Origin of the sequence: Pseudomonas sp. BF-R-24, from assembly GCF_019947335.1 — a bacterium.
Taxonomy (GTDB): domain Bacteria; phylum Pseudomonadota; class Gammaproteobacteria; order Pseudomonadales; family Pseudomonadaceae; genus Aquipseudomonas; species Aquipseudomonas jessenii.
Genome location: NZ_JAGYGG010000005.1, coordinates 137264 through 152536, shown reverse-complemented (window position 1 = coordinate 152536; position 15273 = coordinate 137264). Strand labels below are relative to the sequence as shown.

The 15273-nt window shown below is 59.9% G+C and carries 10 protein-coding genes and 3 pseudogenes; 8 read left to right on the top strand and 5 right to left on the bottom strand.

The features are described from left to right. The first annotated feature begins 3 nt into the window (after positions 1 to 3). Positions 4 to 1806, top strand: a complete 1803-nt coding sequence (locus tag KGA98_RS06090) for an acyl-CoA dehydrogenase (RefSeq protein ID WP_223501856.1) — start codon at positions 4 to 6, stop codon at positions 1804 to 1806. Between the two features lie 140 nt (positions 1807 to 1946). Here KGA98_RS06090 and KGA98_RS28645 read toward each other — a convergent pair whose 3' ends face one another. From KGA98_RS28645 to zapA, 3 genes and pseudogenes are all read right to left on the bottom strand, one after another. After that, positions 1947 to 2678, bottom strand: coding sequence for a methyl-accepting chemotaxis protein (locus tag KGA98_RS28645; protein ID WP_411736656.1), 732 nt, complete (start codon positions 2676 to 2678; stop codon positions 1947 to 1949). A gap of 132 nt (positions 2679 to 2810) precedes the next feature. Continuing rightward, positions 2811 to 3839 (bottom strand): annotated as a pseudogene (locus KGA98_RS28640) (cache domain-containing protein); the annotation flags it as partial. A gap of 199 nt (positions 3840 to 4038) precedes the next feature. Then, positions 4039 to 4212 (bottom strand): annotated as a pseudogene (zapA, locus tag KGA98_RS06080) (cell division protein ZapA); the annotation flags it as partial. Positions 4213 to 4422: 210 nt separating this feature from the next. Here zapA and KGA98_RS06075 point away from each other — a divergent pair. Beyond that, positions 4423 to 5208 (top strand): hypothetical protein, encoded by a 786-nt coding sequence (locus KGA98_RS06075; protein WP_223501854.1) that lies wholly within the window; start codon positions 4423 to 4425, stop codon positions 5206 to 5208. Between the two features lie 124 nt (positions 5209 to 5332). On the opposite strand, the gene KGA98_RS06070 is transcribed toward KGA98_RS06075, so the two are convergent. Next, on the bottom strand, positions 5333 to 5635 hold the full coding sequence (locus tag KGA98_RS06070; protein ID WP_223501853.1) for a cell division protein ZapA: 303 nt from the start codon (positions 5633 to 5635) through the stop codon (positions 5333 to 5335). Next, a complete protein-coding gene (locus KGA98_RS06065; RefSeq protein ID WP_090452750.1) occupies positions 5632 to 5862 on the bottom strand; it encodes a hypothetical protein in 231 nt (76 codons plus the stop codon). The genes KGA98_RS06070 and KGA98_RS06065 overlap by 4 nt, the downstream gene beginning before the upstream one ends. A 369-nt stretch (positions 5863 to 6231) precedes the next feature. Between KGA98_RS06065 and KGA98_RS28635 the strand changes: the two are divergent. From KGA98_RS28635 to trxC, 6 genes and pseudogenes are all read left to right on the top strand, one after another. Next, a pseudogene (locus tag KGA98_RS28635) lies at positions 6232 to 7002 on the top strand (MCP four helix bundle domain-containing protein); the annotation flags it as partial. Continuing rightward, on the top strand, positions 6985 to 7857 hold the full coding sequence (locus KGA98_RS28630; protein WP_371319461.1) for a methyl-accepting chemotaxis protein: 873 nt from the start codon (positions 6985 to 6987) through the stop codon (positions 7855 to 7857). The pseudogene KGA98_RS28635 and the gene KGA98_RS28630, both read left to right, overlap by 18 nt. Before the next feature lie 218 nt (positions 7858 to 8075). Next, positions 8076 to 9818, top strand: coding sequence for a potassium/proton antiporter (locus KGA98_RS06055; protein WP_223501851.1), 1743 nt, complete (start codon positions 8076 to 8078; stop codon positions 9816 to 9818). A 34-nt stretch (positions 9819 to 9852) separates the two neighbouring features. Continuing rightward, complete coding sequence (gene mscK, locus KGA98_RS06050; RefSeq protein ID WP_223501850.1) at positions 9853 to 13221, top strand: mechanosensitive channel MscK; 3369 nt, start codon at positions 9853 to 9855, stop codon at positions 13219 to 13221. 48 nt (positions 13222 to 13269) lie between these two features. Then, positions 13270 to 14733 carry a protein adenylyltransferase SelO gene (selO, locus tag KGA98_RS06045; protein WP_223501849.1) on the top strand — a complete coding sequence of 488 codons (1464 nt, stop codon included), beginning with the start codon at positions 13270 to 13272 and terminating at the stop codon, positions 14731 to 14733. A gap of 73 nt (positions 14734 to 14806) precedes the next feature. Next, the gene (gene trxC, locus KGA98_RS06040) at positions 14807 to 15241 is read left to right on the top strand and encodes a thioredoxin TrxC (RefSeq protein ID WP_223501848.1); all 435 of its coding nucleotides are present in this window, start codon (positions 14807 to 14809) and stop codon (positions 15239 to 15241) included. Positions 15242 to 15273: the final 32 nt, after the last annotated feature.

The window sequence follows — 15273 nt, the reverse complement described above, 5'->3', positions numbered from 1 at the left end:
GCCATGTCCGAGACGTTGCTCAGTTCCCGTAATCTGGCTTTCGAGCTGTATGAAGTCCTTGATGCCGAGGGCCTGACCCAGCGTGAGCGTTTCGCCGAGCACAACCGCGAAACCTTCGATGCCGCCATTGGCACCGCCCGCAACATCGCCGAGAAGTTCTTCGCCCCGCACAACCGCAAGGGCGACGAGAACGAGCCACGCTACGAGAACGGTCAGGCGATTCTGATTCCGGAAGTGAAACCGGCGGTAGATGCCTTCCTCGAAGCCGGTTTCCTCAACGCCGCACGCAGTTTCGACGCTGGCGGCATGCAGCTTCCTACGCTGCTGTCCCAGGCCTGCTTCGCGCACTTTCAATCGGCCAACGCGGCTTCGACGTCGTATCCGTTCCTGACCATGGGCGCGGCGAACCTGATCGAGAGCTTCGGCACCGATGAGCAGAAGCGCCGCTTCCTGCAACCGATGATCGATGGCCGCTTCTTCGGCACCATGGCCCTGACCGAACCCCACGCGGGTTCGTCACTGTCGGATATTCGTACACGCGCAGAACCTGCATCTGACGGCACCTATCGCCTCAAGGGCAACAAGATTTTCATCTCTGGCGGCGATCATCCGCTGTCGGAAAACATCGTGCACATGGTGCTGGCCAAGCTGCCGGACGCACCGGCCGGGGTGAAGGGCATTTCGCTGTTTATCGTGCCCAAGTTCCTGGTCAACGACGATGGCAGCCTCGGCCAACGCAACGACGTGTTGCTGGCCGGGCTGTTCCACAAGATGGGCTGGCGCGGCACCACCTCCACCGCATTGAATTTCGGCGATAACGGCGAGTGCGTCGGCTATCTGGTGGGCAAGCCGCACCATGGCTTGAGTTACATGTTCCAGATGATGAACGAGGCCCGGATCGGCGTCGGCATGGGCGCGGTGATGCTTGGCTACGCCGGTTATCTGTACTCGCTGGAATACGCCCGCGAGCGTCCGCAGGGACGCGTGCCAGACAGCAAGGACCCGAACACTGCACCAGTGGCGATCATTCAGCATGCCGACGTGAAACGCATGCTGTTGACGCAAAAGGCTTACGTCGAAGGCTCGTTTGACTTGGGTCTTTATGCGGCGCGACTGTTCGATGACACCACCACGCTTGCGACCGAAGCCGAACGCAAACAGGCCCATGAACTGCTGGATTTACTGACGCCGATCGTCAAATCCTGGCCGTCGGAGTTCTGTCTGAAGGCCAACGAACTGGCGATCCAGATCCTCGGCGGCCACGGCTATACCCGTGAGTACCCGGTGGAGCAGTACTACCGCGACAACCGCCTGAACCCGATCCACGAAGGCACCCACGGTATTCAGTCGCTGGACCTTTTGGGCCGCAAACTGGCGCAGAACGGCGGCGCGGGGCTCAAGCAACTGATCCGCCTGATCGCCGACACTGGCGAGCGAGCACAGGCGTTTGATTCATTGACGCCGCTGCGCGAGCCGCTGGAAAAACTGGTGACACGCCTCCAAGCCGTGACCATCGGTCTGCTGACTGATCTGGCCCAAGGCAAGGTCAACAGCAGCCTGGCGAACTCGGCGCTGTACCTGAAAGTGTTTGGTCACACGGTGATCGGCTGGCGCTGGCTGGAACAGGCGATCCGCGCAGAAGAAGGCCTGGTGAAGGGGAATGCGGCGGATGTCGGCTTCTATAAAGGCAAGCTGCAGGCGGCGCGCTACTTCCTGACGTGGGAAGTGCCGGGCTGCCATCATGAGCTGGCAATTCTTGAGGCCCGGGATGATGTGTGCCTGGGCATGCAGGATGAGTGGTTCTGATCAAAGTTTTGTGGTGCTGCTGAAATCCATTCGCGAGCAAGCCCGCTCCCACAGTTGCCGGTGTGAAAAATCAATTTTGTGTACACCAGAAAACCTGTGGGAGCGGGCTTGCTCGCGAAGAGGCCCGCACAGGCGAAACATCAGCTCAGCTTGAACCCACCCATCTGCCGCGCCAGATCATCCGCCAACCGCTGCAACGTCTGGCAATCCTCCCGACAGGCCCTGACCTCCCCCGCCGTCGCCCGCGCCAGGTCAGAAATCCCCTGTACGTTCCGGTTGATCTCCTCGGTCACCACCGATTGCTCTTCCGTCGCCGTCGCCACCTGATGATTCATGTCGCTGATGCGCTCCACTTGCCCGGTAATCGCGGTCAACGAAGCCCCGGTACGCTGACTGGACTCGACACCCGTGCCGGTCGCGGCTTGCCCGGAATGCATCGACGACACCGCATTCTCCGCACCCTGCTTGAGGCTGCCGATCATCTGCTGGATTTCATCGGTAGATGCCTGCGTACGCCGCGCCAAAGTCCGCACTTCATCGGCCACCACGGCAAACCCGCGCCCCATGTCCCCGGCTCGCGCCGCTTCGATAGCGGCGTTGAGCGCCAGCAGGTTGGTCTGCTCGGAAATCCCCCGAATCACCGCCAGCACCTGGTCGATCGACGCCACTTGATGGGCCAGTTCACCCACCGCTGTGGCCGCGACGCCGATTTCCCGGGACATGCTTTCAATGTGGCGGATCGAACCACCCACCACCTCCCGCGCCTGCAGCGCTTCGTCACGGGCGGTTTGTGAAGCGAATGCCGCGTTGCCGGCGTTCTGCGCGATGTCCTGCACAGTCAGGCCCATTTCATGCACCGCGGTGGCGACCATGTCGGTCATTTCCTGCTGGCGCCCGGAGCGTTCGGCGGTGTTGTCCACCACCCGCGCCACCTGCCCGACAGCAGCGCGCAACTGTTCGCTGGTGGTAAGCACTTCACCGATCATGTCGCGCTGACTGTCGAGGAACCGATTGAAGCCACGCGCCAGATCGCCCAGCTCATCGGCGCGACTGGAATCTAACCGCTGGGTCAAATCTCCACCACCGCTACCAATGGCAACCAGTGCCGCTGTTACCTGACGAATCGGCCGCACCAACCCACGGGCCAGCAGCACCACCAGCAACAGACACACAATCGCCACCGCCAGGCCGATACCGCTGCTCATCCACATGGCGCGCCGGGCTTCGGCGTAGATCTGCGATTGCGGCACTTCGGCCACCAGCGTCCAGCCGAGATCGCGCAAAGGCAGACTCAACGCGAGAAAGTCTTCGCCATCACGCTGGAAGCTGCTGTTGGTGGCAGTTTTTTGACCCATGACCGCTTGCGCGGCTGACTCGCCAATCTGTTCGGCCAAGGTGCGCTTACCGCTGAATTGCGTCTCTGGGTGAACCTGGATCAAACCGTCGGAACGCACGAGATAGACCTTGCCGCGCTCACCGAAGCTGAAGTTGTGAATCAGCTCCGACAGCTCTTTCATGCTCAGGCCAAGCCCGGCAACGCCCACTACCTTGCCGGCCTGCTCGACCTTGAGGTCGATGAACAGCGCCAATTCTCCGGTGGCCGTGTCGATGTCGATATTGAGGGTGCGAGGCTGGTTGCTGTCGAGGAACGAGTAGAACCAGGCGTCTTTGGGATTGGAACGACTGAGGGTGCGGTCCAGGCCTTTTTCGGTAATGTAATGGCTGGACGCGGTGCCGATGATCAGCGCGGTAAAGGCTTTGTGCTCGGCGCGAATGCCTTCCAGATACTGCGCGAAGCTGGCGGTCCTGGCGCTGTCCTCACCCCCGGCCAGCCAGTCGCGCACCATGCTGTTGCTGGCGATGTCCTTGGCGGCGGTAAGGGGTTGGACGAGGATCCGCTCGATGTCGTTGCGCATCGCTTCGATGCTCGACGGCAAGGCTTGCTCGACCAGATAGCTCTGGGCGAGGCGGTTGACCACCAGGGTATAAATGCCAACCACGATCAGGATACTGACCAGCAGGGCGGTGCCCATGCTCAGGATCAACTGCCATTGAATACTGCGTCGCCAGAACTGCATGGAGCACCCCCAAAGAATAAGAGGCTGAAACACTGCAACAGCCGTGCCGATTGTATACAAACCAACCGACAATCTATTCTTTGGTTGTGCGCAAAGCCGATCAGGCCTGATTGATCGTCTTGGAAATCACTTCAACCGTGGCGCTGACTTGCTCTTAGTAACGGTCAAGGTCGAGCTTGTGCTGCTTCTGCATTTCGATCTGCTGGGAACACAGATTCATCGCCGCCAGCACCAGCAGTCGGTCACCGATCAGCGTCGGGTACTTCCTCTTGGTTTCGGCCAGGGCTGCCTTCAACATCATCGCGGCGTCCAGCAGGGTCTGGCTCTGCGGTACCAAACTGAGCGGCTGCTAATTTGGCAAAGGAAGCCCGAGATAACTTTCGGAAAGGAAAGCTGAAACGATTCACTGATAACTGTGACAGGTTACAGATGTTTTTCTTCGGCGCAACCTGTACCCCGTGAAGAACTTAACACCACGACATGCAGGCATTAACGTATTAACACTTGAAGAACTAGCACATACAGTAGGAAAAATACCATGACTACTATGACTGAAACCTTTTTCGCAGAGAATGTTCCAGAGCTCTATGCCGTCCAACTTGCCGATGTCGGGGACCGCTTCGAGCTTGATGGAAGGGGAGGCTTCCTTGTGGCCTCCAAAGTTTTTTCAGCAGCTGAACATCCGCTCCCGGATGAAATAATGCACATACAAACCAAATTATTCCTAACACGCGAATCCGACTCACACGTACTGTCAACACCCGCAGGTGCCACTTCAAGGCACTTTATGAGAAAAGGTGATACTGTCTCAACCCCAAACGGCATGTTCTACGTCTCCTACAAATCTTCTGGTTATCGAGATCATAACGGTCTTTATTTCACCAGCGTAGATCTGCGGGCCTTAACCGCATATTTGGACACCTCCGTCAAAGCGACGCCAAACAACCTCACAGAAGAAGAGATTCCTCCTTCATCGCCTGAAAACAGCACTAGTTTTGAACCCACGGCCTGGCCGTGGCTATATTGGTCAGAAGTGATGAAGCTTTGTCGCCCTGGAGATATTTATTACACGGAACCGGGAAATTCAACTCCCGTGGCTCACAAAACCTTTATAGCGCGCGAAAACCAATGGGACTTAAGAGTTTCCACAACAGCAACTGAACTCGAACTTCTAACTGAGACCGCCCAAACATTGGCACCATATGCAGCATCCGGAGACAACCTTATTCTGTCTGGCTTAAGCTACAAAGTAAAAGGCAAGGTATTCAAGCTAAACCCCACGACGCAACTGTATTCAGTTGGACTTATATACCAACAACTTTAATACTCAAAAACGCCTATATATAAAAGCGGGAAGTAAGACACCTCCCGCTTCACTATTATAATTGATAGAGAACGCCAACTTTGGTCATCCCACGATTGAATGTTTTGAAGACCAACTCATCCAATCAGCCTTGCCCAATAGTCCTGGTAATCGTCTCAACCGTGGCGCTGACTTGCTCTTGGTAACGGTCAAGGTCGAGCTTGTGCTGTTTCTGCATTTCGATCTGCTGGGAGCACAGATTCATCGCCGCCAGCACCAGCAATCGGTCACCGATCAGCGTCGGGTACTTCCTCTTGGTTTCGGCCAGGGCTGCCTTCAACATCATCGCGGCGTCCAGCAGGGTCTGTTCTTCCCCGGCCGGTGCCTTGATCGAATAGTCCTCCCCCAGGATCGAGACGACTTTTACCCCTGCGGCGTTGTAACTCATGCGCTGACAGGGCCTGCGCTGACGCGCTCAACCAGGGCCTGGATGCGAGCCGCCGTGGCGCCTTGCTTCTCTTCCTGCTCCATCAGGTTCAGTTGCAGGCTTTCGTTTTCATCCTTGGCCTGGGCCAGTTCTGCGGTCAGGGTCTGGTTGGTGCCGAGCAACGTCTGGTTCTGTTGCACCAGGTCACTGACCAGTTGTTCCAATTGGCTTAGGGATGCTTCCAACATTTTGATTTTCCGGGCTTTTTCAAAGGGCGCGTACGATAAAGAAAAGTCACCCTGGATGCCAGGGTTATACAGGCGCAAAGCCTTGATTTTGCTGACGAGTGACCTTTCTCGCGAACTGTAGAGACTGTGATACCCCGATCTGGTTCCTGCACTTCGTCGCCCGCCTATGCAGGAGCGAGCTTGCTCGCGATGGACGTGAACGATATCGCGCCCTGTCTGAATGATTGCGTTGTCCATGCGTTTTTCGCGAGCGGGCTCGCCCGGTCGCAGTAAAAACGCGCAAGGACTCAAGACTTCAGCCAGGCGACCGATAAGCCATCCATACAGCAGCCTCAGCCCCGCGCGGATGCGCTCTTTTCGGTGATTGCCATGTCCCTTCGTAATATGAATATCGCCCCTCGGGCGTTCCTCAGCTTTGCCCTGATTGGCGGCTTGATGATGGTTCTGGGGGTGTTTGCCTTGAATCAGATGAGCAAAATCCGCGGCGCGGCCGAGAACATCACCAACAACAGTGTGCCGAGCATCAAGAGCCTGGACGACTTCACCCAGCTCACCTTGCGCCTGCGGGTGTTGTCCTATCGCTTACTGGTGAACCGCGAGCCAGAAGTGCAGCAGAAAACCATGGAACTGCTGGAGACGCGCAACCAGCAGATTCGCACGGCCCAGGCAACCTACGAAAAGCTGATCGCCAGCCCGCAGGAACGTGCGGCCTACGATCAATACGTACAGCTGCTGGGTCAATACCGCCAGATCGAAGACCGGATGAAGACTCTGTCGCGCAACAATCAGGTCGATGAATTGCGCAGCCTGCTCAACACCGATTTGCTCAACAACTCCGAAGCGGTCAACACCGTGTTGAACCGCCTGCTGGAGATCAACACCCAGCAGAGCCACGACACCAACCAGCAGTCGGCGGATCAATACGATTCGGCGTTCAACCTGGTAATCACCCTGTTGGTGATCGCCACCGCCTTGACGCTGCTGCTCGCCTGGTTGCTGACCAACAGCATCACCCAACCGATCGCCAATGCCCTGGGCGCCGCCGAACAGATTGCCGAAGGCAACCTGACGCGCCCGATCACCGTTGACGGCCAGGATGAAGCCGGCCGTTTACTGCTGGCCATGTCGAAGATGCAGGAAAAACTGCGCGACACACTGCAGCGCATTTCCGGCTCGGCCACGCAACTTGCGTCTGCCGCAGAAGAACTCAACAGCGTCACCGACGAAAGCGCCCGCGGCCTGACCCGGCAGAACAACGAAATCGAACAGGCTGCCACCGCAGTCAACGAAATGACCAGCGCCGTGGAAGAAGTCGCGCGTAACGCGGTCAGCACGTCCGAGGCCTCGAAGAACGCCACCACATCTGCTGGTGACGGCCGTGATCTGGTGCAGGAAACCGTCAGCGCCATCGAACGCATGAGCGCCGACGTGCAGAGCACCGCGACCCTGATCGGCGACCTGGCCAACGAGTCCCGTGACATCGGCAAGGTACTGGATGTGATCCGTGGCCTGGCCGACCAGACCAACCTGCTGGCCTTGAACGCCGCCATCGAGGCCGCGCGCGCCGGTGAGGCCGGTCGTGGTTTTGCGGTGGTGGCCGACGAGGTACGAGCCCTGGCTCACCGCACCCAGCAGTCGACCAGCGAGATCGAACGCATGATCGGCAGCATCCAGAGCGGCACCGAGCACGCGGTGGATTCGATGCGCAACAGCACCGAACGCGCCGAATCGACCCTGAACATCGCCCGCGGCGCCGGGATGTCGCTGGACACCATCAACAGCGCCATCGTCGAAATCAACGAGCGCAACCTGGTGATCGCCAGCGCCGCTGAAGAACAGGCACAGGTGGCCCGTGAAGTGGATCGCAACCTGGTTAACATCCGTGACCTGTCGGTGCAGTCGGCCACCGGGGCGAATCAGACGAGTGCGGCGAGCAATGAACTGTCGCGCCTGGCGGTGGACCTGAACACCCTGGTTGGGCGGTTTAGCCTGTAATCCGCCAACACCGCCCCCTGTAGGAGCGAGCTTGCTCGCGAAGGCATCAAGGACAACGCGCTGATCCAGACAGTACGCGTTATCGTTGACGTCCATCGCGAGCAGGCTCGCTCCTACAAAGCTTTTTGACAGCATCACATTTCAACAGGTTAGAATCGCTGGCACGCAGACTGCATGGTCAGTTTGCGCCCGCCTTTCAGCTTTCTGGAGTACTGCCTTTGAATGCGACGACCATCAACAGCCTGTTCTTGATCGGCGCGTTGCTGGTAGGTGCGAGCATTCTGGTGAGCTCACTTTCGTCCCGTCTCGGCATCCCGATTCTGGTGATCATCCTGGCCGTCGGCATGGCGGCCGGTGTCGATGGCGCCGGCATTCTTTTTGATAACTACCCCACGGCATATCTGGTCGGCAACCTCGCACTGGCGGTGATCCTGCTCGACGGCGGCCTGCGCACCCGGGTATCGAGCTTTCGCGTGGCGTTATGGCCGGCGCTGTCGCTGGCGACGGTCGGGGTGTTGATTACCACCGGGCTGACCGGCATGGCGGCCGCGTGGCTGTTCGACTTGAACCTGATTCAAGGCCTACTGATCGGCGCCATCGTCGGTTCTACCGACGCCGCCGCGGTGTTCTCGCTGCTGGGCGGCAAGGGCCTGAACGAACGGGTAACCGCCAGTCTCGAGATCGAATCCGGCAGCAACGACCCGATGGCAGTGTTTCTCACCGTCACCCTGATCGACATGCTCGCCAGCGGCCAGACCGGCCTGCACTGGAGCCTGCTGACCCACTTGCTGCGCGAGTTCGGCATCGGCGGAGTCATCGGCCTGGGCGGTGGCTGGCTCATGCTGCAACTGGTCAATCGCATCAACCTGGCCACCGGCCTGTATCCGATCCTGGTGATAGCCGGCGGCCTGGTGGTGTTTGCGCTGACCAACGCCCTGCACGGCAGTGGCTTCCTGGCGGTATACATCTGCGGCCTGGTGATCGGCAACCGTCCGGTGCGCAGCCGCCACGGCATCCTGCACATGCTCGACGGCATGGCCTGGCTGGCGCAGATCGGCATGTTCCTGGTGCTGGGGCTGCTGGTGACACCTCACGACCTGCTGCCTATCGCCTTGCCGGCACTGGCCCTGGCGCTGTGGATGATTCTGTTTGCCCGGCCACTGTCGGTGATGGTTGGCCTGCTGCCGTTCAAGGCGTTCCATGGTCGCGAGAAGGCGTTCATCTCCTGGGTCGGCCTGCGCGGCGCGGTCCCGATCATTCTCGCGGTGTTCCCGCTGATGGCCGGCCTGCCCAACGCTCAGCTCTACTTCAACCTCGCGTTCTTTATCGTGCTGGTGTCGCTGCTGGTTCAGGGCACGAGCCTGCCGTGGGTCGCCAAGCTGCTGAAGGTGACGGTACCCCCGGAGCCTGCACCCATCTCCCGCTCGGCCCTGGAAGTGCACGTCACCAGCGAGTGGGAACTGTTCGTCTATCGCCTGGGCGCGGAAAAATGGTGCATCGGTTCGCCCCTTCGCGAGCTGAATATGCCCGAAGGCACCCGTATCGCCGCCCTGTTTCGTGGCCAGCAATTGCTCCATCCGTCGGGTAGTACAGTGCTGGAAGTCGATGATTTGTTGTGTGTTATCGGCCATGAACACAACCTGCCGGCCCTCGGAAAACTCTTCAGCCAGGCGCCACAACGGGGCCTCGATCTGCGCTTCTTCGGCGACTTCGTACTCGAAGGAGACGCCCAGCTGGCCGCGGTTGCGGCCCTTTATGGCCTGAAGGTCGAAGGCATCGATCCGGACATGTCCCTGGGCCACTTCATTGCCCAGAAGGTTGGCGGTGCGCCGGTGGTGGGTGACCAGGTGGAATGGAACAACACCATCTGGACCGTGGCCGTCATGGACGGGAACAAGATCGGTAAAGTGGGCGTCAGATTCCCCGAAGGAAGTCGCCCGGGTCCCGGACTCTTCCTCTAAACTGCTTCCACTATCACTTGCTTGACCGGTCTTTATGCCTAATCTGCGCTCCATTTTCGCCGTCGCCCTGCTGGGCTTGAGTCTCTCTGTCAGCACCCTTGGTTTATCGCAAGCGGCGCAAGCGGCCGAACCGCCTTCCAGCGAAGCCGTGCAAGCGAGCCTGGACAAGATCGCCGACCGCAAACTGCCGGAAGCCGATCTGAAGGCCCTGCAATCGGTCCTGCAAGGCACGCTGAGCCAGCTCAACAACAAGCGTGACTACGAGCAGAAGCTGGTCGCGCTCAAGCAGCAATTGAGCAATGCGCCCAAACAGACCATCGAGAACCAGCGTGAACTGACCCGCCTCAAGGCCAGTGCCGTGGTGCCGGTGGCGCAGCGTTTCGCCAAGGAACCGATCCAGCAGCTTGAACAATTGCTCACCGAGCGCTCCACCCAGCAAAGCGACCTGCAAAAGGCCCTGGCCGATGCCAACAGCCTGATCATCACCGCCCAGACCCGCCCCGAACGCGCCCAGGCGGAGATATCCAGCAGCCAGACGCGCATTCAGCAGATCAACACCATCCTCAAGAACGGCAAGGACGCCGGCAAGACCCTGAGCGCCGAGCAGCGCGACCAGCTCAATGCAGAGTTGGCGGCGCTGAACGCCCTGATCCCGTTGCGGCGCCAGGAACTGGCCGGCAATACCCAATTGCAAGACCTCGGCAACAGCCAGCATGACCTGTTGTCGGAGCGATCCGACCGCCTGGATAAGGAAATCCAGGAACTGCAAACCCTGATCAACCAGAAGCGTCTGGCGCTGTCCCAGGAAACGGTCACCCAGCAATCCATCGAAGCGCAGAAGGCCGGCGGCAGCAGCCTTTTGGCCACCGAAAGCGCGGCCAACCTGAAGCTCTCGGACTACCTGCTCAAGAGCACCGACCGCCTCAACGAAGTCACCCAGCAGAACCTGCAGACCAAGCAGCAGCTGGACAGCCTGACCCAGAGCGATGCGGCCCTGGACGAGCAAATCAACGTGCTCAAAGGTAGCCTGCTGCTCTCGAAGATTCTCTACAAACAGAAACAGGCGCTGCCGCGCCTGCGGCTCGACCGCAACCTGGCCGATCAGATCGCCGACATTCGCCTTTATCAGTTCGAAGTCAGCCAGCAACGGGAATTGCTGAGCAATCCGACCACCTACGTCGAAAACCTGCTGTCGACCCAACCCCCCGAGCAAGTCACGGCGCAGCTGCGCAAAAGCCTGATGGAACTGGCCACCACCCGCGCCGACCTGCTGGAGCGACTGAACCGCGAACTGAGCGCGGTGCTCAATGAATCCATCACCCTGCAACTGAACCAGAAGCAATTGCTCAGCACCGCGCAAAGCCTGCGGGCGACCCTCGATGAACAGATGTTCTGGATTCCCAGCAACAAGCCGCTGGACCTGGAGTGGATTCACAGTGTGCCGGATCGCCTCCAGCGGCAAGTCGATACGCTGCCGGTACTTTCAAGCCTGAGCGAACTGACCGACGGCCTGACCCAGCGCCCGCTGCTGTTCCTGCCACTGGCCTTGCTGATCGGCGCACTGCTGTGGCGGCGCAAGAGTCTATACGCGCGTTTGAACAAGGTTCACCAGGACATCGGTCACTTCAAACGCGATAGCCAGTGGCATACGCCACAGGCAATTCTGATCAACATTCTGCTGGCGATGCCGGTTTCACTGGGCCTCGCATTGTGCGGGCTGGCCCTGCAAATCGACGCCCGTGGGCAAAACGCCAATATGGGCGCGGCGCTGCTGCAAATGGCCGGGGCCTGGCTGGTGTTCTACACCGCCTACCGGATCCTCGCGCCGGGTGGCGTGGCAGAACTGCATTTCCGCTGGGAAAAGCCCCAGGTGGAATTCCTGCGCAGATGGATCCGCCGCCTCGGCATCGTGGTCATGGCACTGGTGACCGTAGTCGCCGTTGCCGAACTGCAACCGGCGGCACTGGCCGATGACGTGCTCGGCATGCCGGTGGTGCTGATCTGCTACGCCTTGATGACCTTGCTGCTCAGCCGCCTGCTCATCAGCAGCCCGACCCACGAAAACGCTTCGCTGTTCCGCAAACTGGTGGGGATCCTGTTCACCGCCCTGCCCGTCGCGTTGTTCGTGGCGGTGTGCTTCGGCTACTACTACACCGCGCTGAAACTCAGCGACCGTTTGATCAACACCCTGTACCTGCTGATGTTCTGGCTGGTGATCGAAGCCACCTTCGTGCGCGGCCTCAGTGTGGCGGCCCGGCGCCTGGCCTACCAGCGCGCCCTGGCCAAGCGGCTGGCCGCCAAAGAGGCCGGCGATGGCGAAGTCGTGATCGAAGAGCCGAGCATGGACATCGAGAAGGTCAACGAACAGTCCTTGCGACTGATCCGCCTGGCGCTGCTCGGCGGCTTCATGGCGGCACTGTATTGGGTCTGGGCCGACCTGATCACGGTGTTCTCGTATCTGGACAACGTCACCCTCTACGAATACACCAGCGGTACCGGCGCCAACATGAGCATGGTGCCGATCAGCATCGGCGACATGCTCGGCGCACTGATCATCATCGGCATCACCTTCGCCCTGGCGCGCAACCTGCCGGGCTTGCTCGAAGTGTTCGTGCTGTCGAAGCTCAACCTTGCCCAGGGCAGCGCCTACGCGACCACCACGTTGCTGTCCTACGTGATCGCCGGCGTCGGTTTCGTCTCGACGCTGTCGACCCTCGGCGTGAGCTGGGACAAGTTGCAATGGCTGGTGGCGGCGCTGTCGGTCGGCCTCGGTTTCGGCATGCAGGAGATCTTCGCCAACTTCATTTCCGGCATCATGATCCTGTTCGAACGTCCGGTGCGGATCGGTGACACCATCACCATCGGCAATCTGTCGGGCACCGTGAGCAAGATCCGCATCCGCGCCACGACCATCACCGACTTCGATCGCAAGGACATCATTGTCCCGAACAAGACGTTCATTACCGGGCAACTGATCAACTGGTCGCTGACCGACACCATCACCCGGGTGACCCTCAAGCTCGGCGTCGACTACGGCTCGGACCTGGACCTGGTGAAAGAGCTGTTGCTCAAGGCCGCGCGCGAAAACCCGCGCGTGCTGAAAGACCCGGAGCCCCACGTGTACTTCCTGAATTTCGGCGAAAGCACCCTCGACCACGAGTTGCGCATGCACGTGCGCGACCTCGGCGACCGCAACCCGGTGCTCGACGAGGTCAACCGCTTCATCAACCGCGAGTTCAAGAAGCAGCACATCAACATCTCGTTCCGGCAGATGGAGGTCTACCTCAAGAACCTGCACGGCCAGGAATACAAGATGGTGCCGATCGAGCCGGAAGCGAAAACCATCGTGCCGATCGTCGACGGCAGGCCCGCGCAAGAACCGCCCGCCGCCAAACTCGACTAACCGGCCTTTCCCCAGCAGAATGCTCGGACATTCTGCTGGAGCCGGCCCTTGAAAGCCCTCGACGAACTCACCTTCGATAACCGCTTCGACCGCCTGGGCGATGCGTTTTCCGCCCATGTGCTGCCCGAGCCCATCGATAATCCACGCTTGGTCGTGGCCAGCCCCGCCGCCATGGCGCTGCTGGACCTCGACCCGGCCGTGGCCGAAACACCGGAGTTCGCCGAACTGTTCAGCGGCCACAAGCTCTGGGCCGACGCAATCCCAAGGGCGATGGTCTATTCCGGACATCAGTTCGGTTCCTACAACCCGCAATTGGGCGACGGTCGCGGCCTGTTGCTCGGCGAGGTGTACAACGAGGCCGGCGAACACTGGGACCTGCACCTCAAGGGCGCCGGCCAGACGCCATTTTCACGCATGGGTGATGGCCGGGCGGTACTGCGCTCGTCGATCCGCGAATTCCTCGCCTCCGAAGCCCTGAACGCACTGAATATCCCGACCACCCGCGCCTTGTGCGTAATCGGCTCCGACACCCCGGTGTGGCGCGAAAAGCAGGAACGCGCAGCCATGGTCCTGCGCCTGGCGCCGAGCCATGTGCGCTTCGGCCACTTCGAATATTTCTACTACACCAAGCGCCCCGAGCAACAGAAAGAGCTGGGTGATCACGTGCTGGCCATGCACTTCCCGCAGTGCCTGGAACAACCGGAGCCGTACCTGGCGATGTTCCGCGAAGTGGTGGAGCGCAACGCCGAACTGATCGCCAAATGGCAGGCCTATGGCTTCTGCCACGGGGTGATGAACACCGACAACATGTCGATCCTGGGCATCACCTTCGATTTCGGCCCATTCGCGTTCCTCGATGACTTCGACGCCAATTTCATCTGCAATCACTCAGATGACCAAGGCCGTTACTCCTTCAGCAACCAGGTGCCGATTGGCCAGTGGAACCTCAGCGCCCTGGCCCAGGCCCTGACGCCGTTCATCAGCGTCGAAGCCTTGCGCGAAACCCTCGGCTTGTACCTGCCACTGTTCCAGGCCCATTACCTGGACCTGATGCGCCGCCGCCTCGGCCTGACCACCGCCGAGGATGACGACCAGAAACTGCTGGAGAACCTGCTACAACTGATGCAAAACAGCGGCGTCGACTACAGCCTGTTTTTCCGCCGTTTGGGTGATCAAACGCCGGAACAGGCCATCACCCGCTTGCGTGATGACTTCGTCGACCTCAAGGGCTTTGACGCCTGGGGCGAGCTCTACGTCGCCAGGGTTTCCCGTGAAGGCACGCTTGATCAAGAGCAGCGCCGCCAACGAATGCACGCGGTCAACCCGCTGTACATCCTGCGCAACTACCTGGCGCAAAAGGCCATCGAGGCAGCGCAGAACGGCGACTACTCGGAAGTCCGTCGACTGCACTCGGTGCTGAGCAATCCGTTCGAGGAACAACCGGGGATGGAAAGCTACGCTGAGCGGCCGCCGGAATGGGGCAAGCATCTGGAGATCAGTTGTTCGTCGTGAGGCACTGCACGATTGAAAATCTGGAGTCATGTCTCCAGATATGGATCATTCGCTTTCGATTGGACGATTTGTCATGACCGCCCCGCTCCTCATCCCCTGCCCTCACTGCAACGGCCTCAACCGCATCCCGGCCGAGCGCCTCAACGACCACCCGAAATGCGGGCGCTGCAAGGACGAAGTCCTGTTGAGCAAACCGTTTGAATTGAAGCAAGGCGACTACGCCAGCCAGATCAAGGGCGATCTGCCGCTGCTGGTGGATGTGTGGGCGGACTGGTGCGGACCGTGCAAGTCGTTCGCACCGGTGTTCGAGCAGGCAGCCGGGCAACTGGCGGGCAAGTGTCGCCTGGCCAAGCTGGACAGCGAGGCGAACCAGCAGTTGTCGGCGCAGTTGGGGATTCGCTCGATTCCGAGCCTGATCCTGTTCAAGAACGGCCGGGAAGTCGCCCGGCAGAGCGGGGCGTTCCCGTTACCGCAATTGATGAGCTGGTTGCGTAGCCAAGGGATCTGAAGCAACACAGCCCCATGTGGGAGCGGGCTTGC

What these genes read in the sequence shown, in the direction of transcription:
- mscK (WP_223501850.1), top strand. Translation starts at nt 9,853, where the DNA reads ATGCCTAATCTGCGCTCCATTTTCGCCGTCGCCCTGCTGGGCTTGAGT.
- KGA98_RS06065 (WP_090452750.1), bottom strand. Translation starts at nt 5,862, where the DNA reads ATGTTGGAAGCATCCCTAAGCCAATTGGAACAACTGGTCAGTGACCTG.
- KGA98_RS28645 (WP_411736656.1), bottom strand. Translation starts at nt 2,678, where the DNA reads ATGGTCGCCACCGCGGTGCATGAAATGGGCCTGACTGTGCAGGACATC.
- trxC (WP_223501848.1), top strand. Translation starts at nt 14,807, where the DNA reads ATGACCGCCCCGCTCCTCATCCCCTGCCCTCACTGCAACGGCCTCAAC.
- KGA98_RS06075 (WP_223501854.1), top strand. Translation starts at nt 4,423, where the DNA reads ATGACTACTATGACTGAAACCTTTTTCGCAGAGAATGTTCCAGAGCTC.
- KGA98_RS06090 (WP_223501856.1), top strand. Translation starts at nt 4, where the DNA reads ATGTCCGAGACGTTGCTCAGTTCCCGTAATCTGGCTTTCGAGCTGTAT.
- KGA98_RS28630 (WP_371319461.1), top strand. Translation starts at nt 6,985, where the DNA reads ATGTCGAAGATGCAGGAAAAACTGCGCGACACACTGCAGCGCATTTCC.
- KGA98_RS06070 (WP_223501853.1), bottom strand. Translation starts at nt 5,635, where the DNA reads ATGAGTTACAACGCCGCAGGGGTAAAAGTCGTCTCGATCCTGGGGGAG.